23 protein-coding genes and 1 riboswitch are annotated in these 23,858 nt (G+C 41.6%); of the genes, 22 read left to right on the forward strand and 1 reads right to left on the reverse strand.

What is annotated here, in order from left to right:
• The 12 genes from rpoD to AB5754_RS05190 all read left to right on the forward strand — a co-directional run.
• Positions 1 to 896: RNA polymerase sigma factor RpoD (rpoD, locus tag AB5754_RS05135; RefSeq protein WP_368259496.1), on the forward strand; the 896-nt coding region annotated here is incomplete at its 5' end.
• Between the two features lie 368 nt (positions 897 to 1,264).
• Positions 1,265 to 3,352 carry a cell division site-positioning protein MapZ family protein gene (locus AB5754_RS05140; protein WP_368252317.1) on the forward strand — a complete coding sequence of 696 codons (2,088 nt, stop codon included), beginning with the start codon at positions 1,265 to 1,267 and terminating at the stop codon, positions 3,350 to 3,352.
• 165 nt (positions 3,353 to 3,517) lie between these two features.
• Positions 3,518 to 4,171 (forward strand): AzlC family ABC transporter permease, encoded by a 654-nt coding sequence (locus AB5754_RS05145; protein ID WP_368252322.1) that lies wholly within the window; start codon positions 3,518 to 3,520, stop codon positions 4,169 to 4,171.
• Entirely contained in the window at positions 4,168 to 4,491 is a 324-nt protein-coding gene (locus tag AB5754_RS05150; RefSeq protein ID WP_368252316.1) for an AzlD domain-containing protein, read from the forward strand. The genes AB5754_RS05145 and AB5754_RS05150 overlap by 4 nt, the downstream gene beginning before the upstream one ends.
• 31 nt (positions 4,492 to 4,522) lie before the next feature.
• Positions 4,523 to 5,380 (forward strand): S1 RNA-binding domain-containing protein, encoded by an 858-nt coding sequence (locus AB5754_RS05155; protein WP_368259497.1) that lies wholly within the window; start codon positions 4,523 to 4,525, stop codon positions 5,378 to 5,380.
• A gap of 109 nt (positions 5,381 to 5,489) precedes the next feature.
• Positions 5,490 to 5,951 (forward strand): Fur family transcriptional regulator, encoded by a 462-nt coding sequence (locus AB5754_RS05160; RefSeq protein WP_311833425.1) that lies wholly within the window; start codon positions 5,490 to 5,492, stop codon positions 5,949 to 5,951.
• A gap of 198 nt (positions 5,952 to 6,149) precedes the next feature.
• Entirely contained in the window at positions 6,150 to 7,040 is an 891-nt protein-coding gene (gene xerD, locus AB5754_RS05165; protein WP_368251519.1) for a site-specific tyrosine recombinase XerD, read from the forward strand.
• A gap of 15 nt (positions 7,041 to 7,055) precedes the next feature.
• Positions 7,056 to 7,820: a segregation/condensation protein A gene (locus AB5754_RS05170; protein WP_368251518.1), complete on the forward strand. Its 765-nt coding sequence runs from the start codon at positions 7,056 to 7,058 to the stop codon at positions 7,818 to 7,820.
• Positions 7,804 to 8,436, forward strand: a complete 633-nt coding sequence (gene scpB / locus AB5754_RS05175) for an SMC-Scp complex subunit ScpB (protein ID WP_368251517.1) — start codon at positions 7,804 to 7,806, stop codon at positions 8,434 to 8,436. The genes AB5754_RS05170 and scpB overlap by 17 nt, the downstream gene beginning before the upstream one ends.
• Positions 8,436 to 9,152: a pseudouridine synthase gene (locus tag AB5754_RS05180; RefSeq protein ID WP_368251516.1), complete on the forward strand. Its 717-nt coding sequence runs from the start codon at positions 8,436 to 8,438 to the stop codon at positions 9,150 to 9,152. The genes scpB and AB5754_RS05180 overlap by 1 nt, the downstream gene beginning before the upstream one ends.
• Positions 9,153 to 9,214: 62 nt before the next feature.
• Positions 9,215 to 9,334, forward strand: a riboswitch (FMN riboswitch).
• Positions 9,335 to 9,482: 148 nt separating this feature from the next.
• The gene (locus AB5754_RS05185; protein WP_311833430.1) at positions 9,483 to 10,079 is read left to right on the forward strand and encodes an ECF transporter S component; all 597 of its coding nucleotides are present in this window, start codon (positions 9,483 to 9,485) and stop codon (positions 10,077 to 10,079) included.
• 235 nt (positions 10,080 to 10,314) lie between these two features.
• Positions 10,315 to 11,658 carry a M20 family metallopeptidase gene (locus AB5754_RS05190; protein WP_368251515.1) on the forward strand — a complete coding sequence of 448 codons (1,344 nt, stop codon included), beginning with the start codon at positions 10,315 to 10,317 and terminating at the stop codon, positions 11,656 to 11,658.
• Between the two features lie 76 nt (positions 11,659 to 11,734).
• Here AB5754_RS05190 and AB5754_RS05195 read toward each other — a convergent pair whose 3' ends face one another.
• Entirely contained in the window at positions 11,735 to 11,959 is a 225-nt protein-coding gene (locus tag AB5754_RS05195; RefSeq protein ID WP_311833432.1) for a ferredoxin, read from the reverse strand.
• A 28-nt stretch (positions 11,960 to 11,987) separates the two neighbouring features.
• Here AB5754_RS05195 and AB5754_RS05200 point away from each other — a divergent pair, with 28 nt between their 5' ends.
• The 10 genes from AB5754_RS05200 to ilvN all read left to right on the forward strand — a co-directional run bounded on the left by AB5754_RS05200 (position 11,988) and on the right by ilvN (position 23,829).
• Positions 11,988 to 12,998 carry a helix-turn-helix domain-containing protein gene (locus tag AB5754_RS05200; protein WP_368251514.1) on the forward strand — a complete coding sequence of 337 codons (1,011 nt, stop codon included), beginning with the start codon at positions 11,988 to 11,990 and terminating at the stop codon, positions 12,996 to 12,998.
• Complete coding sequence (locus AB5754_RS05205; RefSeq protein ID WP_368251513.1) at positions 12,989 to 14,371, forward strand: ATP-dependent DNA helicase RecQ; 1,383 nt, start codon at positions 12,989 to 12,991, stop codon at positions 14,369 to 14,371. The genes AB5754_RS05200 and AB5754_RS05205 overlap by 10 nt, the downstream gene beginning before the upstream one ends.
• Positions 14,372 to 14,455: 84 nt before the next feature.
• Positions 14,456 to 15,124 (forward strand): SAG1386/EF1546 family surface-associated protein, encoded by a 669-nt coding sequence (locus tag AB5754_RS05210; RefSeq protein WP_368251512.1) that lies wholly within the window; start codon positions 14,456 to 14,458, stop codon positions 15,122 to 15,124.
• A gap of 123 nt (positions 15,125 to 15,247) precedes the next feature.
• Positions 15,248 to 15,919, forward strand: a complete 672-nt coding sequence (gene cmk / locus AB5754_RS05215) for a (d)CMP kinase (RefSeq protein ID WP_311833436.1) — start codon at positions 15,248 to 15,250, stop codon at positions 15,917 to 15,919.
• Between the two features lie 173 nt (positions 15,920 to 16,092).
• Complete coding sequence (rpsA, locus tag AB5754_RS05220) at positions 16,093 to 17,310, forward strand: 30S ribosomal protein S1 (RefSeq protein WP_368251511.1); 1,218 nt, start codon at positions 16,093 to 16,095, stop codon at positions 17,308 to 17,310.
• 144 nt (positions 17,311 to 17,454) lie between these two features.
• The gene (der, locus tag AB5754_RS05225) at positions 17,455 to 18,765 is read left to right on the forward strand and encodes a ribosome biogenesis GTPase Der (RefSeq protein ID WP_311833438.1); all 1,311 of its coding nucleotides are present in this window, start codon (positions 17,455 to 17,457) and stop codon (positions 18,763 to 18,765) included.
• A 330-nt stretch (positions 18,766 to 19,095) separates the two neighbouring features.
• The gene (locus AB5754_RS05230; RefSeq protein WP_311833439.1) at positions 19,096 to 19,371 is read left to right on the forward strand and encodes an HU family DNA-binding protein; all 276 of its coding nucleotides are present in this window, start codon (positions 19,096 to 19,098) and stop codon (positions 19,369 to 19,371) included.
• A gap of 558 nt (positions 19,372 to 19,929) precedes the next feature.
• On the forward strand, positions 19,930 to 21,612 hold the full coding sequence (ilvD, locus tag AB5754_RS05235) for a dihydroxy-acid dehydratase (RefSeq protein ID WP_311833440.1): 1,683 nt from the start codon (positions 19,930 to 19,932) through the stop codon (positions 21,610 to 21,612).
• Between the two features lie 36 nt (positions 21,613 to 21,648).
• On the forward strand, positions 21,649 to 23,352 hold the full coding sequence (gene ilvB, locus AB5754_RS05240; RefSeq protein WP_368251510.1) for a biosynthetic-type acetolactate synthase large subunit: 1,704 nt from the start codon (positions 21,649 to 21,651) through the stop codon (positions 23,350 to 23,352).
• Positions 23,353 to 23,829, forward strand: coding sequence for an acetolactate synthase small subunit (gene ilvN, locus AB5754_RS05245; protein WP_311833442.1), 477 nt, complete (start codon positions 23,353 to 23,355; stop codon positions 23,827 to 23,829).
• Positions 23,830 to 23,858: the final 29 nt, after the last annotated feature.

Consider the following 23,858-nt stretch of genomic DNA (forward strand, 5'->3'; position numbering starts at 1 on the left):
GTTTAAAGAGCAATGAGAAAAAAGCCGAACAAGCCAAGCAAGAAGATCTTTCTGCCCCAACCGGTGTGAAAATCAATGATCCTGTGCGGATGTATCTAAAAGAAATCGGTCGGGTACCACTATTGACCGCTGAAGAAGAAGTCGCTTTGGCATTGAAGATTGAAGAAGGCGACCAAGAAGCAAAACAACGTCTAGCGGAAGCCAACTTACGTCTGGTTGTTAGTATTGCCAAACGTTATGTGGGACGAGGCATGCAATTCTTGGATTTAATCCAAGAAGGAAATATGGGGCTAATGAAAGCCGTGGAAAAATTTGATTACCGCAAAGGATTCAAATTCTCCACTTATGCTACTTGGTGGATTCGGCAAGCAATCACTCGGGCGATTGCCGACCAAGCTCGAACCATTCGAATTCCTGTGCATATGGTGGAAACCATTAACAAATTAATTCGAATTCAACGACAATTATTACAAGATTTAGGACGGGAACCAACGCCAGAAGAAATCGGTGCGGAAATGGATTTACCAACAGAAAAAGTTCGGGAAATCTTGAAAATCGCTCAAGAACCAGTTTCATTGGAAACACCAATTGGGGAAGAAGACGATTCTCATTTAGGAGACTTCATTGAAGACCAAGAAGCCACCAGCCCCGCTGATCACGCGGCATATGAATTGTTGAAAGAACAATTGGAAGATGTTTTGGACACTTTAACGGATCGTGAAGAAAACGTCTTGCGCTTGCGTTTTGGTTTAGACGACGGTCGGACGCGTACGTTAGAAGAAGTAGGGAAAGTCTTTGGGGTTACCAGAGAACGGATTCGACAAATCGAAGCGAAAGCCTTGCGGAAATTACGCCATCCATCTCGTTCAAAACAATTGAAAGATTTCTTAGAATAACAGATAAGCGCTGGCCAACTTGGTCAGCGTTTTTTGTAGACTTGATATTACGATGTTGGACTTTATAAACTAGCCTTATTCGATTAAGTCAAAGTCGACTTCTGATAAAGAGAATCATGTGTCAGTTTTGCCTTAATTCTCGAAAGGGTAACGAGTTTGTTCTGCCTTTCTTATGGGGCAATGATTTTTTGCCTGTTTCTTTAATTTAAGGAAATCGTAACCTTCCTAATATTGGCGAACTCCTGAGATTGTGATAGATTTACTGTTAGGTATGTTCAATTAGCTAACGACAGTTCTGTTATAATGGTAAGAGCGTTTGGCTAATACTTGAGGAAAACCTCGGTAGAATTAATGAAGGAGCAATCGATTTGATAAATACGTGTCCTCATTGTGGCTTTGAGCCATTAAATGGAAAACTAGTTTGTCCTCGCTGTGGTCAAGAAATCGAGGAAAATATCGCCCATAAATTACAAGATATTGATGAAAAAAATCGGAAAAATAATGATTCCATCGCTTGGAATGAATTTCAAAATGTCTCTTTAGGTGCTTTGATGAATCATTTGGAAAACAATTCGGATGAAAACAAGACTGACCTCAAAAAAGTTGTAGCCGATGAAGATGCTAGTAAAATAGAAGCAACTAAAACGGAAGAAATCACCGCAGAAGCTGTCTCTAAATCCGTTCATTCCTCTGAATCAGCAGACGAGTTAGCGGACAATCCGATTCTCTCGGCATATATTAAACGTCACAAAGAAGGCAAAGAAGAAGGGCCTAGTCTAGAAGAATTGGTGGCGGCTCAACAAGTTGCTGAGAAAAACATGGATTCAGAATCAAGTGAAGCGAAGACGGTAGAATTGGAAGCAGAGGAATTAGAGGAATTAGAGGAATTAGAGGAAACAGAGCATCTCGATGAAGAAGCTCGAGATAATACAATTGATTCCGATATACCAGAGCCAGTGGTAGAACCACAAGGACAAGCAACTTCTGAAGTGTCGACCGATTTTGAGGAAGAGCTACCTGAAGAATTGGTAAGTGAAGAGCTTCTCGTATCTGATTCCAAAGACCCATTGATTTCTGTGGAAGAAGAACCAACCAGTGAAGCAAAAGATTTACCTGTCAGTGAAAGTGCTGAAAATAATCTTAAAGAAGGAGAATCAGCTAGCTCTGATCTTGAAAAAGTAGCTGAGATGCAACCCGCTACAATCGCCGAAGAAATGCCAGCAGAATTGGCTAGTCCAGTTGAAGAAGTAGAGTCAGTTCCTGAGCCTGTAACAACTGCTTCAGAAGAAAAGAGCTTTGAAGCTGAACCAGCTGTATCAAAACCTAAAACAAGTCGCAAGAAGTGGCCGATTGCATTAGCTGCTGCTGTTTTATTAACAGGCGGGGGAAGTGCTTATGCCTATCACCAACATCAAGAAGTTCAAGCGCAAAAACAAGCTCAGGCTGAATTAAATGCTGAAATTAAAGACCTTCAAAAAGAAGTTGATGCTTTATACTTGGATGAAAACAAAGAGTATTTGAAAGCAGGCATTACCACTGAAGAAGTCAAAAAAACGATGGACAAAGTGACGGACTTAGGAGCTAATGAAGAAACAAAAGAACTCAAGGCAGAACTTGTTGACATTGAAGAAAAACTCGATTTGCAAAATCAAGTCAATGCACTTTTTGTAAAACCGGTTATTTCTGGGGATCAATTAGCAAAAGATGTATCGCTAGCTTCCCAAGAGGCGATTACATTAAAAGTGAGTGGTCCTGATTCTTTTGATCAATTATTGGCCCAAGGTGTGCAAAATGCCAAAGAACAGTTAGATCAGTTGAATAATGCCCAGGCGGCGGTAACAGCTTTAATCAAAGACGGCAAAGCAATTGCGAACCCTAAAGAAGTAGACTACCAAGCAGCGCAAAAGCTAGTGACAGCCTTAGTAGCTAGTGATGAAAAAACAGAACTGAGCGATAAACTGAAGCTGGTGGAAACAAAAATTAACGAAAACAAAGCTGCTGAAAAAGCAGCTCAAGAAAAAGCGGCTGCCGAGAAAGCTGCAGCAGAAAAGGCTGCCCAAGAAAAAGCGGCCCAACAAAATAGCACAAGCGCCAACAGTAGTTTACCGGCAGAAGCTTCACCAAATATGCAGACAAACTCTGCAAATCAACCAATTTTAGCCAATGATGCCGCTGATATTGCGGATACCGGAAATCCGGCTTGGACTTGGAATAGCGGGGTTTTGGACAAAGTACTCGCTACTTGTATCCAGCGGGGCTATATTGTAGCAGGTGGCTATAAGCTTGAACCTGTCCGTATTGAAAATGGCGAAGGCTACTATAATTTGTATGCTACTACGAATAAAGCACCGCTAACCGCAAACTATAAAGACAGTGATTTACCTTTGTATTTGGTGACCATTAATTGTAAAACAGGTTATTTCCGTGGTAATGGCAACGACCATACCATTCGTTAATCGGTATTTATAAGGATATTTTCTGAAAAATTCAAAAATTTTCTTGTGACCCCCTCTTTTTTTCGATATGATGATTTCAATCACACGAAAAAAGGGGGTTGCTTTTTGGAGTCAACTGTAGGGTATAGGAGTTTTCGTGAAGGAGTACAGGCTTGTATTCCCACTATGATGGGTTATTTAGGCATTGGTTTTGCAGCAGGTGTGGTGGAAAAAGGTGTGGGCTTATCATTGGTCCAAATTACCGCGTTGTCCTTATTGGTTTATGCAGGCAGCGGGCAATTTATTATTTGTGGTTTAATTGCTTTACAGGCACCGATTCCTTCCATTATTGTAACGGTTTTTTTGGTGAATTTTCGCCATTTACTGATGAGTTTATCGGTAGTTCCTTATTTTCGTAGCCGTGGGTTGTTAACTACCATAGGCATCGGTACCTTGTTAACGGATGAATCTTATGGGGTGTTGACTACTGCTTTACAAGCTGGCGAAAAAGTGTCTACTGCTTGGTGTCACGGACTAAATGTAGCGGCTTATAGCGTTTGGTTAGTAGCCAATCTTTTAGGAGGCTTATTAGGCCAATTCATCCCAAACCCAGAACGTTTTGGATTGGATTTTGCTTTAACTGCCATGTTTTTGGGGCTATGGCTTTTTCAAGTTCAACTCCCATTAAAAAAACGTCCGAGACAAAGTTTTCGCATTTTATTGGCGGTTGTCGTCACCTTACTTCTGTGTATGCATCTTTTTTCTGGCGAAGTTGCGGTGATTGCCGCAACTTTAGTCGGGTGTCTAGTAGGCGTTTTAACTGAAGGAGGGAAGTCATGAGTAATCAGCAATTTTTTCTATTGGTGGCTGGTTGTGCAATCGTGACTTGGATTCCTCGAGTTTTACCCTTTGTCCTTGCCAGTCGTTTGGTGTTTCCAGAAAAGGTCAATCAGTTTTTAAATTATTTGCCATTGTGTATTTTGACGGCTTTGTTAGTACAAAGCTTGTTGGTCTTTCACCAAGGGCAGTGGCCGTTAATTAAAGTACCTGAATTACTAGCGTGTTTGCCTGCTTTAGTGGTAGGCTATTATACGAAAGACTTGATGAAGATTGTGATTGTAGGCGTTGTGACCATTGCTTTGTTGCGTCTTGTTATGTAGAATGTGGGCATTAGCCCTTGGAGGAAAAGAAATGAATCAATTATTAGCAACTGTATTTACTGGTTTAATCACCGATGAAAATGAAAGTCATTATTTTGTACAAAAAAATGGCTTTACTTTTCGTTTAGCTAAGACAGAAGGAACCAAAGAATTAGGGGAAGCTGTGGAAGGCTTTGGCTATGTGAATCAAAAACAAGAACTAGCCTTTACTACAGCGATTCCTAAAAGTCGTCAAGGTCATTACGCTTTTGCCACAGTAATTGAAACGCGCCGGGACTTAGGTGCCTTTGTGGATATTGGCTTACCGGATAAAGACATTGCCGTCTCCTTAGATGAACTACCAACCATGCGAGAATTATGGCCTAAAAAAGGAGATCGCTTAATGGTGGCCTTACGAGTCGATTCAAAAGATCGGATTTGGGGAACATTAGCAGATGAAAAGATTTTTCGTTCGCTTAGCCGCTTAGGTACTCAAGATCTGATGAATAAGGATTTAAGCGGTACTGTTTATCGGTTGAAACTTGCGGGGACTTACTTGTTAACCGAGGATTACCGCATTGCCTTTGTTCATCCTTCTGAGCGTTATATGGAACCCCGCTTAGGAGAAGTCGTCAAAGGACGAGTAATCGGTTTGCGACCAGATGGCGTCTTGAATGTTTCTTTAAAACCACGAGCTCATGAAGTAATCAATGATGATGCGGAAATGTTGGTTGTCTATTTGGAACGTACCCCAAATAAACAAATGCCCTATACCGATAAATCAGATCCTGAGGCGATTAAACAGATGTTTGGGATTAGTAAAGGCCAGTTTAAGCGGGCCATTGGTCATTTATTAAAAGAAAAACGGATTGTCCAAGAAGACGGTGTGACAAAACTAGTTTCTAAATGAGAATAGCTTGTCTTATTGAAAAAATTACTTTATAATAAGTATGATTTAATTTATATTTGTGTATCTTTAATTATAATAAATATAAAGTAAGAAAAGAGGAGACCGGGTTATGAACACAGGTACTGCCTTAATGAAAATCAAGAAACAGCTTCATGAAGCCGGTTTTAAACTAACACCGCAACGGGAAGCTACATTGTTGGTGTTGTTAGAAAATGAGAAAGACCATCTTTCTGCAGAAGAAGTTTTTTTCTTTGTCAAGCGGAAAAGTCCTGAAATTGGTTTGGCCACTGTCTATCGTACGTTGGAGATTTTAACGGATCTTCATGTAGTGGATAAAGTTAGTTTTAATGACGGTGTAGCCCGTTATGACTTACGCAAAGAAGGGGCCAAACACTTTCATCATCATTTGCTTTGTCTGGAATGTGGCAATATTGAAGAAATCGAAGAAGACCTTTTAGGAGAAGTGGAAGAAGTAGTAGAAAGTCGCTATCATTTTCTTGTAAAAGATCATCGTCTGACTTTTCATGGGATTTGTCAAAGTTGCCAAGCAAAGCAAACAAAGGCCCAGTAATAGTTAGTTCGATTTGAGACCTGTCAAAGGGTCTCTTTTTTTATTATCAAGTTTTGACTATGTTTGACTTCACGAACTCGTTTTGTCTTTTTTATGAATTGGCAAAAGAAAACAGCTTCTGCTGGGGAAAAATCGGTTTTGACTATCACAATCTCTTGGAATTTGCTATGATAGGGAAGCGAAAGTTGAGGGAATAAGATGGAAGAGGTCATCATTGATTATTTACATTATCTATTGATTGAACGAGGCTTGTCTCAAAACACACGGCAAAGTTATCGTCGAGATTTGATGCAATATCTAGAATACTTGAACAAAAAGCAAATCACTTCATGGCAAGACGTGGATCGTTTTTTAGTTTTAGGTTTTTTACAAGAATTGCAACAAGCGGGTAAATCCACGGCGACTGTGACCCGGATGATTTCTAGCTTGCGTCGCTTTCATCAATACTTACGGCAAGAACGCTATACCGATCACGATCCTATGCAGCACATTGAAACGCCAAAGAAACAGCAAAAATTGCCGGACACGTTAAGTTTGGTAGAAGTGGAAGCGCTGATTGAAACACCGGACACGAAAGAGCCGTTGGGTTTACGGAATCGGGCGATTTTAGAAGTGATGTATGCTACCGGGTTACGGGTAAGCGAGTTGATCGGGTTAAAACTAAATGATTTGCATTTAACCATTGGCCTTTTACAAGCCACAGGTAAAGGAGATAAGGAACGGATTGTACCTTTAGGGGACTATGCTATTGAATGGGTAACGCGCTATTTAGATGAAGCGCGACCAACTTTGACGCAACATCATCCAGAAGAAGATCATCTTTTTGTCAATCATCACGGGACGGGGCTTTCTCGTCAGGGGATTTGGAAAAATCTAAAAGAAATTGTGAGAGAAGCGGGGATTCACAAAACGGTTACGCCCCATACTTTACGTCATAGTTTTGCCACCCATCTCTTGGAAAATGGCGCAGACTTACGTACAGTACAAGAACTGCTGGGTCATGCGGATATTTCCACCACTCAGATTTATACCCACATTACTAAAAAAAGAATGACCGATGTCTACAAAGAATACTTCCCTCGGGCCTAGGAAAGGAGCCAAGTTTTGAGCGAAATTAAGATAAAATTGGATGTCTTTGAAGGACCACTAGACCTGTTGTTGCATCTGATTAAAACATTGGAAATCGATATTTACGATATTCCCATAGCCCAAGTTACTGACCAGTACATGGGCTATATTCATGCGATGAAAACTTTGGAGCTAGAATTAGCCGGAGAATACTTAGTAATGGCGGCCACGTTAATGGCAATTAAGTCACAAATGCTTTTACCAAAACAAGAATTAGAGCCAGAAGACGAAGAAATCTATGAAGAAGACCCTCGAGATGCTCTGGTGAATCAGCTCTTGGAATACCGTAAGTACAAATACGCAGCAGAATTACTTTCGGAAAAAGCCGAAGAACGCAGTCAGTATTTCACCAAAGAACCGATGGACGTGGATGATTTCAAAGAAGAAGATCGTAGTTTACCGAAAAACCAAATTACCACTGTAGACTTGTTTTTGGCTTTTCATAAAATGTTGGAGAAGAAAAAGAAACGGCAAATTATTGAAACTACCATTAGTAGTGACGAAAATTCCATTGAAGATCGAATGGATGAAATCAAGCGTGGAATTGCCCATTTGTCCGCTCATGAAGGTCGTAGTTTAACATCTTTTATGGAAAGTTATAGTAAGACTGAAATCGTCACTACTTTTATGGCTATGTTAGAGCTGATGAAAAACAGAGAAATTCGCGTGGTGCAAGAAGATAATTACGGTGAAATTTTGTTATATGGTATGAAAGAGGGAGAATATGAACAAGAGCAGTGAACTGGAGGCCTTGCTATTTGTAGTGGGGGATGAAGGAATTGGCTTAGAAGAGTTAAGCTATTTGCTGAATCTACCTACAGAAGCGGTTTATCAATTGATTCAAGAGCTACAAGGCCGGTATCAAGTAAGTGAACAAACGGCTTTAAATATTTTAGAAGTAGGCAATCACTTTGTTTTGACGACTAAGCGAGAATTTGCCCCTCTATTAAAAAAATATGCCCAATCTCCATTGGCTAATCGTCTGTCTCAAGCAGCCTTGGAGACGTTGGCCATTATTGCATACAAACAGCCTATTACCCGGATGGAAGTGGATGAAATTCGGGGAGTTCAGTCCTCTGGCTCGGTACAAAAATTAGCCGCTCGTCAGTTAATTGAAGAAAAAGGTCGAGTGGAAGGGCCAGGTCGCGCGATTTTATATGGGACGACAAGTCACTTTATGAATTACTTTGGCTTAAAAGACTTGGCGGAATTACCTGATATTCAGTCCATGGAAAGTGAATTAGAAGAAGAATTACCCCTGGACTTGTTTTTTGACCGCTACCAAGAGGAAGTATCAGAAATGGTTGAAGCCACTGAAATTGACTTATCAAGTCAAGAAAGAGATGAGGAACAATAATGGAAAGATTACAAAAAGTGATTGCCCATGCTGGCATTGCATCCCGGCGAAAAGCGGAAGAATATATTTTAGCTGGGCGAGTAAAAGTCAATGGGGATGTGACGACTGAACTAGGAGTTAAGGTTTCAGCGAAGGATCTAGTGGAAGTGGACAATGTGCCCATTTACCAAGAAGAACCAGTACATTATCTTTTTTATAAACCTCGAGGCGTGATTTCTGCAGTCAGTGATGACAAGGGTCGTAAAGTGGTGACGGATTATTTCCCACAAATTTCAGAACGGATTTATCCAGTGGGGCGCTTAGATTATGATACTTCAGGATTGTTGTTATTAACGAATGATGGCGCTTTTGCCCAACGTTTAACCCATCCAAAACACGAGGTGGACAAACGCTATGTGGCCAAGGTCAAAGGAGTAGCCAATCAAAAAAATCTCTATCCCTTAACCAAGGGAATGAAAATTGAAGGCTACAAACTGACTCCAGCCCGCTATGAAATCATTTCAGTGGATGCCAAAGCCGAAACTAGTGTGGTTGCTTTAACCATTCACGAAGGGCGCAATCATCAAGTGAAAAATATGTTTAAAGCAGTGGGATTGCCAGTGCAGAAGCTGAAACGAGAAGGCTATGGTGAGTTGACTTTAGGCAATTTACGGCCAGGAGAATCCCGGAAACTTTCCAAACACGAAGTAAGTCAATTGTTGCAACAATCTAAATAACGAAACCAAAAGCTTGCAAAGGTTTACGAAAACTGTATAATAAGCTTGTAAACTAAATAAAGGTTCGTCTTCAGGGGCAGGGTGTGATTCCCGACCGGTGGTATAGTCCACGACCCACTTTTCAGTGGTTGAATCGGTGTAATTCCGATACCGACAGTATAGTCTGGATAAAGAAGATAGGGCTTATTTGCGTGTCTTTCACCAGATAACTCTACTCTGCTTTCCCCTGGGAAGCAGAGTTTTTTGTTTTTGGTAAAGCTGGCAAAGAGGTTCGTTTGAAGATGAATCCTTCACTATTAGGCAAAATGCCAAAAAGGAGAGGATTTCAACATGAAGAACACCAAGGTACAAAAAATGATTGCAGTCGCAATGTTTGCGGCAATGGCGGTAGTGCTCCAGTATGTAGCGTTTCCCGTAATTCCAGCTTTTAGCTTTTTGAAAGTGGATTTTAGTGATACGCCTGTGATGCTGAGCATGTTTTTATATGGTCCAGTAGCCGGGATTGCCACCGCTTTTATCCGTTCGGCATTGCATTTATTCACTACGGGCCTTGAGCCTACCAACATCGTGGGGGATGTAACCAGCTTTTTAGCTAGTACTATTTTCACTTTGCCAATGTATTATTTCTTTAATAAAGGCATGAACAAACGTAAAAATAAAGTTCTAGGAGTAGTTACCGGGATTGCTGCATTGACGATTTTTATGAGTGTGGCTAACTATTTTGTGATTACACCCTTGTATCTAAGCTTTTACGGCGTCACTGCAGACCAATTTTTAGGCACGTCTATGGCGCAATACATTGCCATTGGAATCATTCCGTTTAACTTGATTAAAGGGATTATTGTCAGCGGAGTATTTTTAGCAATTTATTTGAAGCTTTACCCATGGTTGGTAAAAAAGCAACACCGTGAAGCACAAGGATTATAAAGGATTATTCAAAAAAGCAGCTTCGGTTGAACCGAGGCTGCTTTTTTCTTTTGAAATGGGGCGTGTTAAAAAACAGGCAAGAAAAATTGACTAAGCTATCTCAAGGATTGGACTAGAGAGATTTCCAAGAAGGCGTTAGGGTTAATTTCCAAATCAAAACTAGACAAACGGCTTTTTCTCGGCTACCATAATTGCAGTGAGAAAAACCGGCTATTTTTAAATTGGAGGAACAAACATGGCTTTTATTACAAAGGAACATCAAGAAAAAGCAGTAATGGCATTGGCAGATTTAATTGCCATTCCCTCAGTATTAGATGAAGCAGATGCTAAAGCGGGACAGCCTTTTGGTGAGAACTGCTTAAAAGCGTTAGAACACACATTAGCGTTGTGCGAATCTTTGGGATTTACCACTTATCAAGATCCAGAGGGTTACTACGGTTATGCAGAAGTCGGTGAAGGAGAAGAACTTTTTGGGATTTTGTGCCACTTGGATGTGGTACCGGCTGTGGGACAAAGTGGTTGGGAATCAGAACCTTTCACTCCAATAATCACCGATGAAGTGATTATCGGCCGAGGCGCACAAGACGATAAAGGACCAACCGTTGCGGCTTTATATGGTGTAAAAGCTTTAATGGATGCAAAAGTGACTTTTAAGCAACGAGTACGCTTTATTTTTGGAACGGATGAAGAGAATCTTTGGCGCTGTATCAATCGTTACAATGAAAAAGAAGAGATGATTACCGCAGGCTTTGCACCGGATTCCAAATTTCCATTAATCTTTGCGGAAAAAGGATTATTGCAAGTTTACTTTGAAGGTGTTGGCAGTAATGAATTGTCAATTGAGGCGGGGGGATCATTAAATGTGGTGCCTGATCACGCCCTTTATTCTGGAGATAAAGTAGAGGCTGTGGCTACAGAACTTCTGAAACTTGGTTATTCTTTTGAAAAAGTTGACGACTGCATTACGGTACAAGGAAAGAGTGTTCACTCTAAACTAGCACCAGAAGGAATGAATGCCATTACCCGCTTAGCTGAAGCTTTGGTAAATACCAACTCCTTTACCAATTCAGTGTTAGACGTGGCAGGTAAAGTGATTAAGACAGATGCCACCGGAGAAAGTTTAGTAGGCTTGTTCCAAGATGAGGTTTCTGGTGTCATGACTTTAAATGTGGCCAAAATGGAAATCACACCGACGAGAAGCCGTTTAGGGTTAGATATCCGCTATCCGGTGACCTTGGAAAAAGAAACATTGGTGGCAGCTTTAAAAGATGCTGCCGCAAAATACGGTCTAACTTATCACGAACACGATTATTTAGCACCACTATATGTTCCAATTGAAAGTGATTTGATTCAAACTTTATTGTCTACTTATCGCCAGCTGACTGGAGATATGACGGAGCCCTTTGTCAATGGAGGGGCTACCTTTGCCCGGGCTATGAATAACTGCGTGGCGTTTGGGGCCATGTTTGGCGATACTCCAGACTATGTACATCAAGCTAATGAACAATGGTCTTTGGCAAGTTTTTATCAAGTGATGGAAATCTATGGGGAAACAGTGTATCGCATTTGTTGTGAGTAAAAGCCAAAAACGGCTGAATCATTTAAGGTTCAGCCGTAAGCTATGATAAAGATTTACGTATTTGCTAAAAAGAGGGTTAATCCTCTAGCTTTTCAATGAGGATTGCTCGAACAGGGCATTTGCCGGCCGCTTTTTTTAAGGCGGCCAATTCTGTTTCACTGATGAATTGTTGGCGAGCTTCTGGTTCCTGTTTAAAAAGCAAGATTCCTTCTTCATCATAGTCAAAAATTGTGGGGGCATAAACTGCACACAGTCCGCAACTAATACATAATTCAGGTTTGATTTTCGCTAAAGATGTCATAATAAGACTCACTTTCGGAGGAATTAAGATGGATGAGTTTATTTTAGCCTTGTTTGCGCCAGGAGACAAGCTGAAGGCTACCACATTGTATCAACTGTTAATCGGGAAAAAAACGACTTCCGTATTGCTCTTTGGTTGTTTGCACGATTTATTGCCTTTTGTGGGCTTGTTTCCCAAAGTATCGCAACGAGACTTTGAGATTCAATTACAAAAATTAGTGCAAGAAGGACATTTAATTGATGTAAAAGAAGGTTTTTATCAGCGAGGACAGGGGATAGAACTTACAAAAGAAAAACAGCAAGTTTTGAATCATCTCAATCATTTTCGTTATGGGAAAAGTGAGGCTGCAGCGTGGCGCATGTTGCAATTTGTCATTCAAGTGGCTTCTAATTATCACAGACAGCCGACTTTTATCCCTTTAGAAACCGCTCCGATGTTTACAGAACCGGTGCGTCTTTTGATTCGTCAACAGCAAGAGCATTTACGAGAAATTTTGAAAGAAGAGTTGACCCAGCTTTTAGGTCAGCTGGATCAAGAGATAGCAAATAAACTAGCTCAAAGTTTTTCTGGTTGGCAGGTGGTAGGTAAGACAAGCTATCAATTATTGCCACCTTGGGCGAGTGATGCGCCTTGGAATTACTTAGTGCCGCTAGCTTGGCATCAGGCTTTTTTTCAGGAAGTAGAAAGAGAAACCAACCTAGTTTGTTACCAACTATTGGCACCATTTTTCTTATGGGATCGCAATCAAAGTAGCTTAAGTACTCAAGCACTTTTTGAAGCGGGCTTTTCCTTTGAAGAAGTCTGTCAAAAGCGACAGTTAAAACCTGGTACGATTAATGATCACTTGATTGAGTGGGCGTTACGAGATGATAAATTTATCTTTGCAGATTTTATTGCCCCTGCTTCAGAGAAACTTTTAGCAAATAAACCTGGGGATCCTTTGACTTGGCGCTTTAAAGAAGTGGCTAGCTTAGAAGTGGATTTTTTGTCCTTTGCTTTGTATCAGATCAAGACAAAGGAGGAAAGAAAATGTTTTTAAAATTGGCGTTAAAACAATATTTTGGTTTTGATGAGTTTCATCCGGGACAAGAAGCGGTAATTGAAAGTGTCCTATCCGGTCATGATACCCTGGGAATTTTGCCCACTGGTACGGGGAAGAGCTTGTGTTATCAATTGCCAGGCTACTTGGTAGAAGGTCTTGTAGTGGTAGTCTCACCTTTAATTGCTTTGATGGAAGATCAAGTCTCTTCTTTACAAGCAACCGGTGAAAAACGCTGCATTTCCTTGACGTCTCACGTTGAACCTAGGGATCGCTATGCAATTTTGCAACGTTTAAAACAATACAAATTTCTTTTTTTAAGTCCCGAAATGCTGCGAACACCAGTGGTTTTAAAAGCTTTAACTCAAGTAAAACTCGCCTTTTTAGTAGTAGATGAGGCTCATTGTGTCTCCCAATGGGGAATTGAGTTTCGACCAGAGTACCGTCTATTACCAGAAGTCAAAAAGCAGTTGAACAATCCCGTGACTTTGGCGTTAACGGCTACGGCCACTAAAAAAGTAGCAAAAGATATTGAAAACTTACTGTTAAACGACCAGTGCCAAATTTTTCGCCATTCATCTGATCGGCCTAACATCGCTTATTTTGTAGAGCAGCCGGAAGATAAAACCGTTTGGATTGACCATTACCTTCAACAGACCCAGGCCAGTGGGTTGATTTATTGTGCCACGAGACAATCAGTGGAAGATTTGTATCAGGCTCTCTCAGGTAAAATTCCTTGTGGGTATTATCATGGAGGCTTAAGTCAAGACCAGCGGCGGTTGTTACAACAGCAGTTTTTACAAGGGCAATTGCAAGTGTTGATTGCCACAAACGCCTTTGGAATGGGGATTAACAAACCAGACTTGCGTTTTGTGATTCATTATGACTTGCCGGATAGCCCGGAAAGCTATTTGCAAGAAAGCGGTCGAGCCGGCAGAGACGGGAAAGCGGCACAAGGGATTTTACTTTATCAAACAGGTGACGAAAGAGTCCAGCAGTTCTTTCAACAAAAGCTTTGGGAAGAACGCAGTGGATTGCAAGCTTTGCTAGAAGGAAAGGCCACCGCAAAGACTGATTTACAAGAAAAATGGCTAACTTTAATGGATGAGACGAATAATCAAGAGCTACTTACAGAACTGGCGGACAATGCCCTCAGTAAAGACCAGCGTTTAAATAGTATGCTGGATTATGTGAAGACAAAAGGCTGCCGCCGTCAGTTTCTTTTAGCTTATTTTGGCGAGGATGTCACAGAGACTCCTGAGGTTTGTTGTGATTTTCATGGAGCGCAATTGGCTTTTTTTAAAGGGGAAGAGAAAACCGAAAGTACAACTGCTGTTACCGCTTGGCAAGAGATATTGCTAAAATTATTTTAAGAAAAAGGCAGTCTTAGATTTTTCAAGACAGTCAAGATTCACCTATGGTATAATAGCCAACGAATGACAACAGGAGGTATTACAGTGAGTAAACGAGACGACTTCAACAACAATGAGAATCAAGAACCATGGGAACAACCAATTTATGACACAGAAGGGGACGACTTAGGTTCTCGGAGCCAACGTCGAGGCCAAAAAAATGGCAACAAAGTATTTTTGATTAGTCTAGTAGTACTACTGGTACTTTGTATTGGTTTGATTATGGGCTTTTATGCAGTAGTGACCCGGGATACAGACCGTGCCGCCGTATCTGAAAGCACCACCGAAACAACTTCTTCAATTGCTAGCTCTACAAAAGAATCTTCTACTGTAGAATCTACAAAGGAAAGTTCTTCAGAAAGTTCCTCTTCTAGTTCTTCCAGCGAAACGGTGCCAAGTTCCAGTGAAACCGTACCTAGCTCTAGTGAAGAAACACCTGCTGCCGACGATACGATGCAACAAGCCGATGGCACTACCACAAACGGCAATACGGACGCATATGGCAATACTGTAGCGGATGGTACTCAAACACAAAATGACCAAACTACCCAAGAAGCTTCAAAAGATGGGGACTACACGTTGGTTCAATCCGGTGAAGGCCCTAACCAAGTAGCAGCACGCACTGGGGTTTCCGTTGATACTATCTTTGCTTTAAATGGTTTGGATCCCAACAACTATATGTTGTATCCAGGTATGCAATTACGCATTCGTTAAGATTTGTTATTAGGATGAAACAGCTTTGAAGTGCTACTGTTTAGTAGTGCTTCAAATTTTTAGGGGCTTATTCGGGCCTCTTTCTTTATGTAGGGAAATCAGTTACAAAGAGGAGCTAGTTCAGTGAAAAAAATCAATATCGCCATTGACGGTCCAGCGTCATCGGGAAAAAGTACAGTGGCTAAAATCATCGCCAAAGATCTCGGTTATATTTATACAGATACTGGGGCCATGTATCGCAGTGTGACGTATCTTGCTTTAAAACACCAAGTGGCTTTTGATGATGAAGCAGGGTTGGTAGCTTTAATTGAAAACTACCCCATTACTTTTAGTCAAACTTCCAAGGGACAAGCAGTTTTTTGTGATGGTGAAGAAGTCACATCAGATATTCGAAACCATGATGTTACGAATAACGTTTCAGAAGTTGCTGCCCACGAAAAAGTTCGGGAACGCTTAGTAGCCCAACAACAAAAAATTGCCGCTGAAGGTGGCGTGGTTATGGACGGCCGAGACATTGGCACCAAAGTCTTGCCTAATGCCGAAGTGAAAATCTTTTTAGTTGCCAGTGTAGATGAGCGGGCGGAACGGCGCTACAAAGAAAACTTGAGCAAAGGATTAGCCACTGACTTGGCGACTTTAAAAGAAGAAATCAAACATCGGGATTATTTAGATTCTCATCGGGAAGTTTCGCCATTAAAACAAGCGAAAGATGCTCGATTAATCGATACTACTGGAATGTCCATTGAGGATGTGGTGGCTGCGATTGAAAAGATTGTGGAAGAGACGCTTGCCTAATCTTTTGAGTCTTTTTGAGAAGAAATTTAGGAGTTTTTAGCAAAAAATTGGATGAAAACGTGATTATTCAAAAGAATTGAGCGAAATCGCTTTATTTTTCTTTCAGTTTATTTTACACTTAAAGTTGTAGCTATGCATTTATTTAATATGTGTTGGTTAGGAGGACATGAGTCATGACAGAAATGAACAATCAAGTAGAAGGCAATCAATCAATGGCAGACGCATTGGAGAACTTCGGTGAGGTGAAAATCGGTGATGTGGTCAAAGGTGAAGTATTAGCCGTTGAAGACAAACAAGCCGTTGTAGGAATCGAAGGCGCCGGTGTTGAAGGGGTTGTTCCAGCCAAGGAACTTTCTACTTTGCCAGTGGAAGACATCAACGAAATTGTAAAGGTGGGGGATGTCTTAGAACTAGTTGTCATCTCATCTATCGGCAAAGACAAGGAAAACGGTAGTTACCTACTTTCCAAACGCCGTCTAGACGCGAAAAAAGTCTGGGCTGACATTGAACAAGATTTTAAAGATGGAAAAATCATCGAAGCCCCTGTTACCGATGTGGTCAAAGGTGGTTTGGTCGTTGACGTAGGTGTTCGTGGTTTTGTACCGGCATCTATGGTAGAAGATCATTTCGTTGCTGATTTTTCTAGCTATAAAGGCCAAACCTTGGCATTTAAAATTGTGGAAATCGAACCATCAGAAAACCGCTTGATCTTATCTCACAAAGCGATTGTGGAATCAGAAAAAGCTGGTAAAAAACAAGAATTATTGGCTTCTCTTCACGAAGGGGATGTTGTGGAAGGTGCCGTTGCTCGTTTGACTGACTTCGGAGCTTTCGTAGACCTTGGTGGCATCGATGGCTTAGTCCATGTATCTGAGATTTCTCACAGCCACATTGCCAAACCAAGTGATGCTTTAAAAGTTGGCGACCAAGTACAAGTTGCTGTTTTAAGTGTTGATCCTGATCGGGAACGGATTTCTCTATCGATTAAAGATACATTGCCTGGGCCTTGGGATCATATTGAAGAAAAAGCAGCACAAGGCACTGTTTTAGACGGTGTAGTGAAACGTCTGACAAGCTTTGGTGCTTTTGTGGAAGTCTTCCCAGGAGTTGAAGGGTTGGTACACATTTCCCAAATCTCTCACAAACACATCGCGACTCCTCATGAAGTGTTAGCAGAAGGAAATCAAGTTCAAGTAAAAGTCTTGGAAGTCAATCCTGAAGAACACCGTATTGCCTTAAGCATTAAAGCATTGGAAGAAAAACCAGCTGATGCGAAAGAAGAAGTGGAAGAAGTTGAAGAGTATGTCTTACCTGAAGAAACGACTGGTTTCTCCATGGGGGATATCTTGGGAGCTGCTTTAAAAGACAACGACGATAATGAAGAAGCGTAAGCGAAATTGAGTGAGAACCCTTTGCAGCTTGAAGACTGCAAAGGGTTTTTTAACTTGCAACTTGATGATAGATTGGGTAAACTAACGTAGGTCGGAATGTATTAGGTAAATAAAGAAAGCAGCGAAGAAAGGTAGGAGAGCGCAATGGCAAATCCAACAATTGCAATCGTCGGGCGTCCCAATGTGGGCAAGTCCACGATTTTTAACCGGATCGCCGGAGAACGCATCTCTATCGTAGAAGATACTCCGGGGGTAACCCGAGATCGGATTTATGCGACAGGAGAATGGTTAGGACGGGAGTTTTCCGTCATTGATACCGGGGGAATCGATCTTGGGGATGAACCCTTTATGGATCAAATCAAGCATCAAGCAGAAATCGCAATTGATGAAGCAGATGTAATTATTTTAGTGACCAGTGCTAGAGAAGGGGTCACTGACGCGGATGAACTGGTGGCGCGAATTTTGTACAAGAGCAATAAACCAGTGATTTTAGCCGTGAACAAAGTAGACAATCCCGAAATGCGAGCCGATATTTATGAGTTTTATGCACTAGGTCTGGGAGATCCATTCCCGGTTTCGGGTAGTCACGGTTTAGGAATCGGTGATATCTTAGATGAAGCAGTAAAAAATTTCACTACAGAAATTGAAGAAGAAGACGACAGCATCATCAAGTTCTCATTAATTGGACGACCAAATGTAGGCAAATCTTCTTTGATTAATGCTTTATTAGGAGAAGAACGAGTTATCGTTTCTGATGTGGAAGGTACTACCAGAGACGCCATTGATACTCATTTTGTAGCGGAAAATGGTCAAGAGTTTACTATGATTGACACTGCGGGGATGCGTAAACGAGGTAAAGTCTACGAAAACACCGAAAAATATAGTGTTATGCGGGCAATGCGGGCAATCGAACGCTCTGATGTCATTTTAATGGTACTAAACGCCCACGAAGGGATTCGGGAACAAGATAAAAAAGTCGCCGGCTATGCTCATGAAGCTGGTAAAGGGATCATTATTTTGGTGAATAAATGGGACTTGGTGGCAAAAGAAACCAATACGTTACGGGACTTTGAGGAAGAAATCAGAGATGAGTTCCAATATTTGGATTATGCACCGATTTTATTTGTTTCTGCAGTGACCAAACAACGATTAAACAAGTTACCTGCACTAATCGAAGAAGTCAGCATGAATCAAAATATGCGGGTGCCTTCTGCCTTGTTAAATGACGTAATTATGGATGCAGTCGCCATTAATCCTACACCAACGGACAAAGGCAAACGGTTGAAAATTTTCTATGCCACACAAGTTGCGGTAAAACCACCAACATTTGTAATCTTCGTCAATGAAGAAGAATTGATGCACTTTTCTTATGCACGCTTTTTGGAAAATCAAATTCGCAATGCCTTCACCTTTGAAGGGACGCCGATTCGGATTATTCCTCGGCGACGAAAATAGGCTTGTAGAGATGGAAGATTTCCATCTCTTTTTTTGAACTTTATGCTTGACAGAACAAGGTTTTCGTGAACTTTTTTGCGGATTTTTGAAGTCAAAAATGACTTTCTTAAGGTAGATTTTTGACTATTTTGGACAAAATTGTAAAAAAGTGGGAAATACGCGAAAAAAAAGCCGGAGAATCGGTGTTATCCTTGATATTACAGCATTCTTGTGATAACGTATTAACAGAATATTGATGGGAATCAATATTTGGCGAGGAAGTTTGGACCACTCAAATTTCCTTACTTGATGTTTCTACATCAAACCACGTGTTGAGGAGGTGAATCATTCATGGCAAATAAAGCAGAATTGATCGAACAAGTTGCAAAAGCGACTGACTTGACTAAGAAAGACGCAACAGCAGCTGTTGAAGCAGTCTTTTCAACCATCCAAGAAGCTTTAGCTAACGGTGAAAAAGTTCAATTGATCGGTTTCGGTAACTTCGAAGTACGCTCTCGTGCAGAACGTAAAGGACGTAACCCACAAACTGGCGAAGAAATTCAAATTCCTGCAAGCAAAATTCCTGCATTCAAACCAGGGAAAGCGTTGAAGGATGCTGTTAAATAAGACAGTTTTGCGAACCTCTGAGAAATCAGAGGTTCTTTTTTATAAACAAGGGAATGTTTAGTAACGAAAAATAAAAAAGCTGAGGACTTCTTTTGGAAAAGGAGTCTTTTTTGCATTAGAGTTTTTTGACCATTTATTAGCAGGAACAGCGTACTTACTTAGAGAATTAAGTGGTCTAAACACACCATAAATTAATTTATCTCATTATAATTTCATTTAAAAAGAATTCATGCTATACTTTTAAGTAACAGGAATGGTTTAAAACGATTTGTGTAAAAATAAAAAAAATTCAGAAAATTTGTTGACTTTGCTTACAATTAAAGATATAGTAAAAAAAACATTCTTTTAGAAATCTTGACGAAAGGGGCGATTGAAATGCAAATGAATCAAAAACAGCAAGAAATCGTCATTTTAGTCATTTACCAGAGGACTTGAAACGTAGGGAAACCTGATCGTTTGAGTCCTGTTTGCGTTACGAATGGGATTCTGTCAAGCATCCCATTCTCTAATATGGGATGCTTTTTTATACGCAAAAATGCTGGAGGGGGAGTTAGATAGATGCGAAGTGATCAGATTAAAAAGGGAATTGATGCGGCGCCGGCAAGAAGCTTACTGTATGCCACGGGACAAGTAAAAAATATTCAGGACATGAATAAGCCCTTTATTGCGATTTGTAATTCTTACATTGATATTGTCCCGGGACATGTGCACTTACGGGAATTAGCGGATGTAGCCAAAGAAGCAATCCGGGAAGCTGGGGGGATTCCTTTCGAGTTCAATACCATTGGGGTAGATGACGGGATTGCCATGGGGCACATTGGCATGCGCTATTCGTTGCCAAGTCGGGAATTAATCGCCGATGCAGCCGAAACGGTGATTAACGCTCATTGGTTTGATGGGGTCTTATACTTACCAAACTGTGACAAGATTACTCCAGGGATGATTATGGCAGCGGTACGCACCAATGTTCCAGCGGCCTTTGTCTCCGGAGGGCCGATGAAAGCAGGGGTAGATCCACGGGGGCATCAGACTACCTTATCTTCCATGTTTGAAGCGGTGGGAGCATATAAAGAAGGACAGATGTCTGAGGTAGATTTTCAATTTATGGAAGAAAATGCTTGTCCAACTTGTGGTTCTTGTGCCGGTATGTTTACAGCCAACTCCATGAATTGTCTTTTGGAAATTTTAGGATTAGCTCTACCGGGCAACGGAACGGTGCTAGCAGTTTCTGAGGAACGGCGAGAATTGGTAAAACAAACAGCCAACCATTTAATGGAGCTTGTGAAAAAAGATATTAAGCCGCGAGATATTGTTACCAAAGAAGCCATTGATGATGCTTTTGCATTGGATATGGCGATGGGGGGCTCCACGAATACTGTCTTGCACACCTTGGCTATTGCCAATGAAGCAGAAATTGAGTACCAGCTAGAAGAAGTCAACGAGATTGCCAAGCGCGTACCGTATTTATCAAAAATCGCACCGTCTTCTGCTTATTCTATGCACGATGTTCATGAAGCTGGCGGGGTTTCGGCCATTATCAATGAACTGGTTTCCATTGAAGGAGCAATTCATCCAGACCGAATGACGGTAACAGGTAAAACCATTCGAGAAAATGTAGCCACAGCCAAAATTAAAAATCCTGAAGTTATTCATCCTAAAGAAACCCCCTATAGTCCAGTGGGAGGGCTGTCCATTCTCTACGGTAATTTAGCGCCAAAAGGTGGGGTCATCAAAGTCGGGGGCGTTGATCCAAGTGTGAAGCATTTTACAGGAAAAGCGATTTGTTTTGATTCTCATGATGAAGCAGTAGCGGCCATTGATGACCATCGTGTGCAAGCAGGACATGTGGTGGTGATTCGTTATGAAGGGCCAAAAGGAGGCCCGGGAATGCCGGAAATGCTGGCTCCAACTTCTAGTATTGTAGGACGCGGTTTGGGAAAAGACGTAGCACTCATTACCGATGGTCGTTTTTCCGGAGCAACTCGAGGAATCGCCATTGGTCACATTTCTCCGGAAGCTGCGGCGGGAGGGCCATTAGCTTTGGTGCAAGATGGGGATGAGATCACCATTGATTTAATCAATCGTCGTTTGAATGTGAATTTAACTGAAACAGAGATGGCTCAGCGAAAAGAACATTTGCCGAAATTTACATCGAAAGTGAAAAAAGGTTGGTTGGCACGCTATTCCGCATTGGTGACTTCCGCTCATACCGGGGGGATTATGCGGTTGCCAGAAGAATAGCAGTTTGAGGTCTTTGGTTTTAAAAGGAGGGAGCGTATGTCCATTTTGGGAGAAACAATTAAGGAGCAGAAAACGGGTGCTCACCTGTTGTTAAAAGGACTGTTGGAACAAAATGTAGAACTGATTTTTGGCTATCCGGGAGGGGCGGTTTTACCTCTCTATGATGCGTTGTACGATGCGGACATTCCTAATATTTTAACTCGCCATGAACAAGGGGCAGTTCATGCAGCTCAAGGCTATGCCAAGGCTACAGGAAAACCGGGAGTAGTGGTGGTGACCAGTGGACCGGGAGCCACCAATGCAGTAACGGGGATTGCCGATGCGAATTCGGATTCTGTGCCATTAGTCGTCTTCACGGGGCAAGTAACCACTGACGGAATCGGCAAGGATGCATTTCAAGAAGCAGATATTTTAGGCATAACCGTGCCTATTACCAAAACCAGTTATCAAGTGCGGGATGTGAATGAATTACCTAAAATTATCCAAGAAGCTTTTCATATTGCAGTAACAGGACGGCCTGGGCCTGTGGTGATTGACTTGCCAAAGGATATGACGGTTTGTGAAGGAACACTGTGTCCGACACCTAAACTGCATATTCCTAGCTACCAACCGAATACTACGCCTTCGATTTTACAGGTGCAGCGACTGTTAAAAGTCTTAGGTGATAGTCGCAAGCCGGTGCTTTTAATCGGTGGGGGTGTAATCAGTGCCAAAGCAGAACAAGAAGCTCGCGCCTTTGCGGAACGCTATCAAATTCCGGTAGTAAGTACTTTGCTAGGATTAGGGGTAATGCCCACTACTCATCCATTGTTTTTAGGAATGGGCGGCATGCATGGCTCATATAGCGCCAATCTAGCCCTGATGGAATGTGATTTGTTAATCAGTTTAGGGGCTCGTTTTGACGATCGCTTGGCAACTTCACCAGCAGATTTTGCCAAAGAAGCGATTATTGCCCACGTGGATATTGATCCAGCTGAAATTGGTAAAATTATTCAAACGGATATTCCCATTGTAGCTGATGTGAAGGAGTGTCTGGAAAAACTTTTGGAACTAGAAACTCAACAGCCAGATACCGCTCAATGGCTCGCTCTTTGTCAAGAACGGAAAGCTGATAAGCCCTTTACTTATGATCGTAATAATCAAGATGAAATCAAACCACAAAAAGTGGTGGAAATTGTAGGAGAGCTGACCAAAGGAGAAGCCATTGTGGTTACTGATGTCGGACAACACCAAATGTGGGCTGCTCAATTTTATCCTTTTCAATTTGCCAAACAGTTGATTACTTCAGGAGGCCTTGGCACCATGGGCTACGGTATTCCGGCCGCAATTGGGGCTAAATTTGGACATCCTGATAAAGAAGTGGTGGTCTTTGTCGGCGACGGTGGGTTCCAAATGACCAATCAGGAATTGGCCATTTTAAATGAAAATGGTTTAGATATAAAATTTGTTTTGCTGAATAATAGCTCTTTAGGCATGGTGCGTCAGTGGCAAGAAGCTTTCTTCAATGAACGGCGCTCAAAATCTGTCTTTTCCAGTCAACCAGACTTCATTAAAATGGCAGAGGCTTACGGGATTGCTGGGGTACGCATTACAGAACCGCAACAATTAGAGGAACAACTGACGGTAGCGTTTAAGATAAAAGGACCCGTCTTGATTGAAGTGGTGACTTCTACTACTGAACACGTGCTGCCCATGGTACCACCTGGCCAAGCCAATGATCGTATGATAGGGGTGGAGTAGATGAAACGAATGATTTCCCTAGTAGTAAAAGATCATGTGGGGGTGTTAAGTCGGATTACAGCCGTCTTAAATCGTCGTCAAGTAAATATTGACAGTATTTCAGTCGGGCCAACGGAAACCCCGGGCTTATCCCGTATGACCATTATGATCAATGCTGAAACCTTACCTGAGGTGGAACAAGTTACTAAGCAATTGAATAAACAAGTCTCCGTGTTAAAAGTTCGGGATATTACCACTGAACCTCATTTGGAGCGAGAGTTAGCATTAGTGAAAGTCAATGCTCCTGTGGCGATTCGCTCAGAAATCAAAGCGGTAATTGATCCTTTTCGAGCAGATATCGTGGATGTGGGCTTAAAAAATATCGTTGTTCAAGTGGCCGGGACTCAAGATAAAATCGACGCTTGCATCGATATGTTAAAACCTTATGGCATCAAACAGTTAAGTCGGACGGGAGTCACCGGCTTTACCCGTGGTTAATGGACCGAAGTTTTCGGCTATTGATAGAT

The sequence above is a fragment of the Enterococcus sp. 2201sp1_2201st1_C11_2201SCRN_220225 genome (assembly GCF_040925905.1).
Taxonomy (GTDB): domain Bacteria; phylum Bacillota; class Bacilli; order Lactobacillales; family Enterococcaceae; genus Enterococcus_C; species Enterococcus_C asini_A.

Bases quoted from the DNA above. Each gene is read 5' to 3' on its own strand.
- AB5754_RS05145 (WP_368252322.1), top strand. From the start codon at position 3,518: ATGATGGGTTATTTAGGCATTGGTTTTGCAGCAGGTGTGGTGGAAAAA.
- AB5754_RS05150 (WP_368252316.1), top strand. From the start codon at position 4,168: ATGAGTAATCAGCAATTTTTTCTATTGGTGGCTGGTTGTGCAATCGTG.
- AB5754_RS05155 (WP_368259497.1), top strand. From the start codon at position 4,523: ATGAATCAATTATTAGCAACTGTATTTACTGGTTTAATCACCGATGAA.
- AB5754_RS05160 (WP_311833425.1), top strand. From the start codon at position 5,490: ATGAACACAGGTACTGCCTTAATGAAAATCAAGAAACAGCTTCATGAA.
- xerD (WP_368251519.1), top strand. From the start codon at position 6,150: ATGGAAGAGGTCATCATTGATTATTTACATTATCTATTGATTGAACGA.
- scpB (WP_368251517.1), top strand. From the start codon at position 7,804: ATGAACAAGAGCAGTGAACTGGAGGCCTTGCTATTTGTAGTGGGGGAT.
- AB5754_RS05180 (WP_368251516.1), top strand. From the start codon at position 8,436: ATGGAAAGATTACAAAAAGTGATTGCCCATGCTGGCATTGCATCCCGG.
- AB5754_RS05185 (WP_311833430.1), top strand. From the start codon at position 9,483: ATGAAGAACACCAAGGTACAAAAAATGATTGCAGTCGCAATGTTTGCG.
- AB5754_RS05190 (WP_368251515.1), top strand. From the start codon at position 10,315: ATGGCTTTTATTACAAAGGAACATCAAGAAAAAGCAGTAATGGCATTG.
- AB5754_RS05195 (WP_311833432.1), bottom strand. From the start codon at position 11,959: ATGACATCTTTAGCGAAAATCAAACCTGAATTATGTATTAGTTGCGGA.
- AB5754_RS05200 (WP_368251514.1), top strand. From the start codon at position 11,988: ATGGATGAGTTTATTTTAGCCTTGTTTGCGCCAGGAGACAAGCTGAAG.
- AB5754_RS05205 (WP_368251513.1), top strand. From the start codon at position 12,989: ATGTTTTTAAAATTGGCGTTAAAACAATATTTTGGTTTTGATGAGTTT.
- rpsA (WP_368251511.1), top strand. From the start codon at position 16,093: ATGACAGAAATGAACAATCAAGTAGAAGGCAATCAATCAATGGCAGAC.
- der (WP_311833438.1), top strand. From the start codon at position 17,455: ATGGCAAATCCAACAATTGCAATCGTCGGGCGTCCCAATGTGGGCAAG.
- AB5754_RS05230 (WP_311833439.1), top strand. From the start codon at position 19,096: ATGGCAAATAAAGCAGAATTGATCGAACAAGTTGCAAAAGCGACTGAC.
- ilvD (WP_311833440.1), top strand. From the start codon at position 19,930: ATGCGAAGTGATCAGATTAAAAAGGGAATTGATGCGGCGCCGGCAAGA.
- ilvB (WP_368251510.1), top strand. From the start codon at position 21,649: ATGTCCATTTTGGGAGAAACAATTAAGGAGCAGAAAACGGGTGCTCAC.
- ilvN (WP_311833442.1), top strand. From the start codon at position 23,353: ATGAAACGAATGATTTCCCTAGTAGTAAAAGATCATGTGGGGGTGTTA.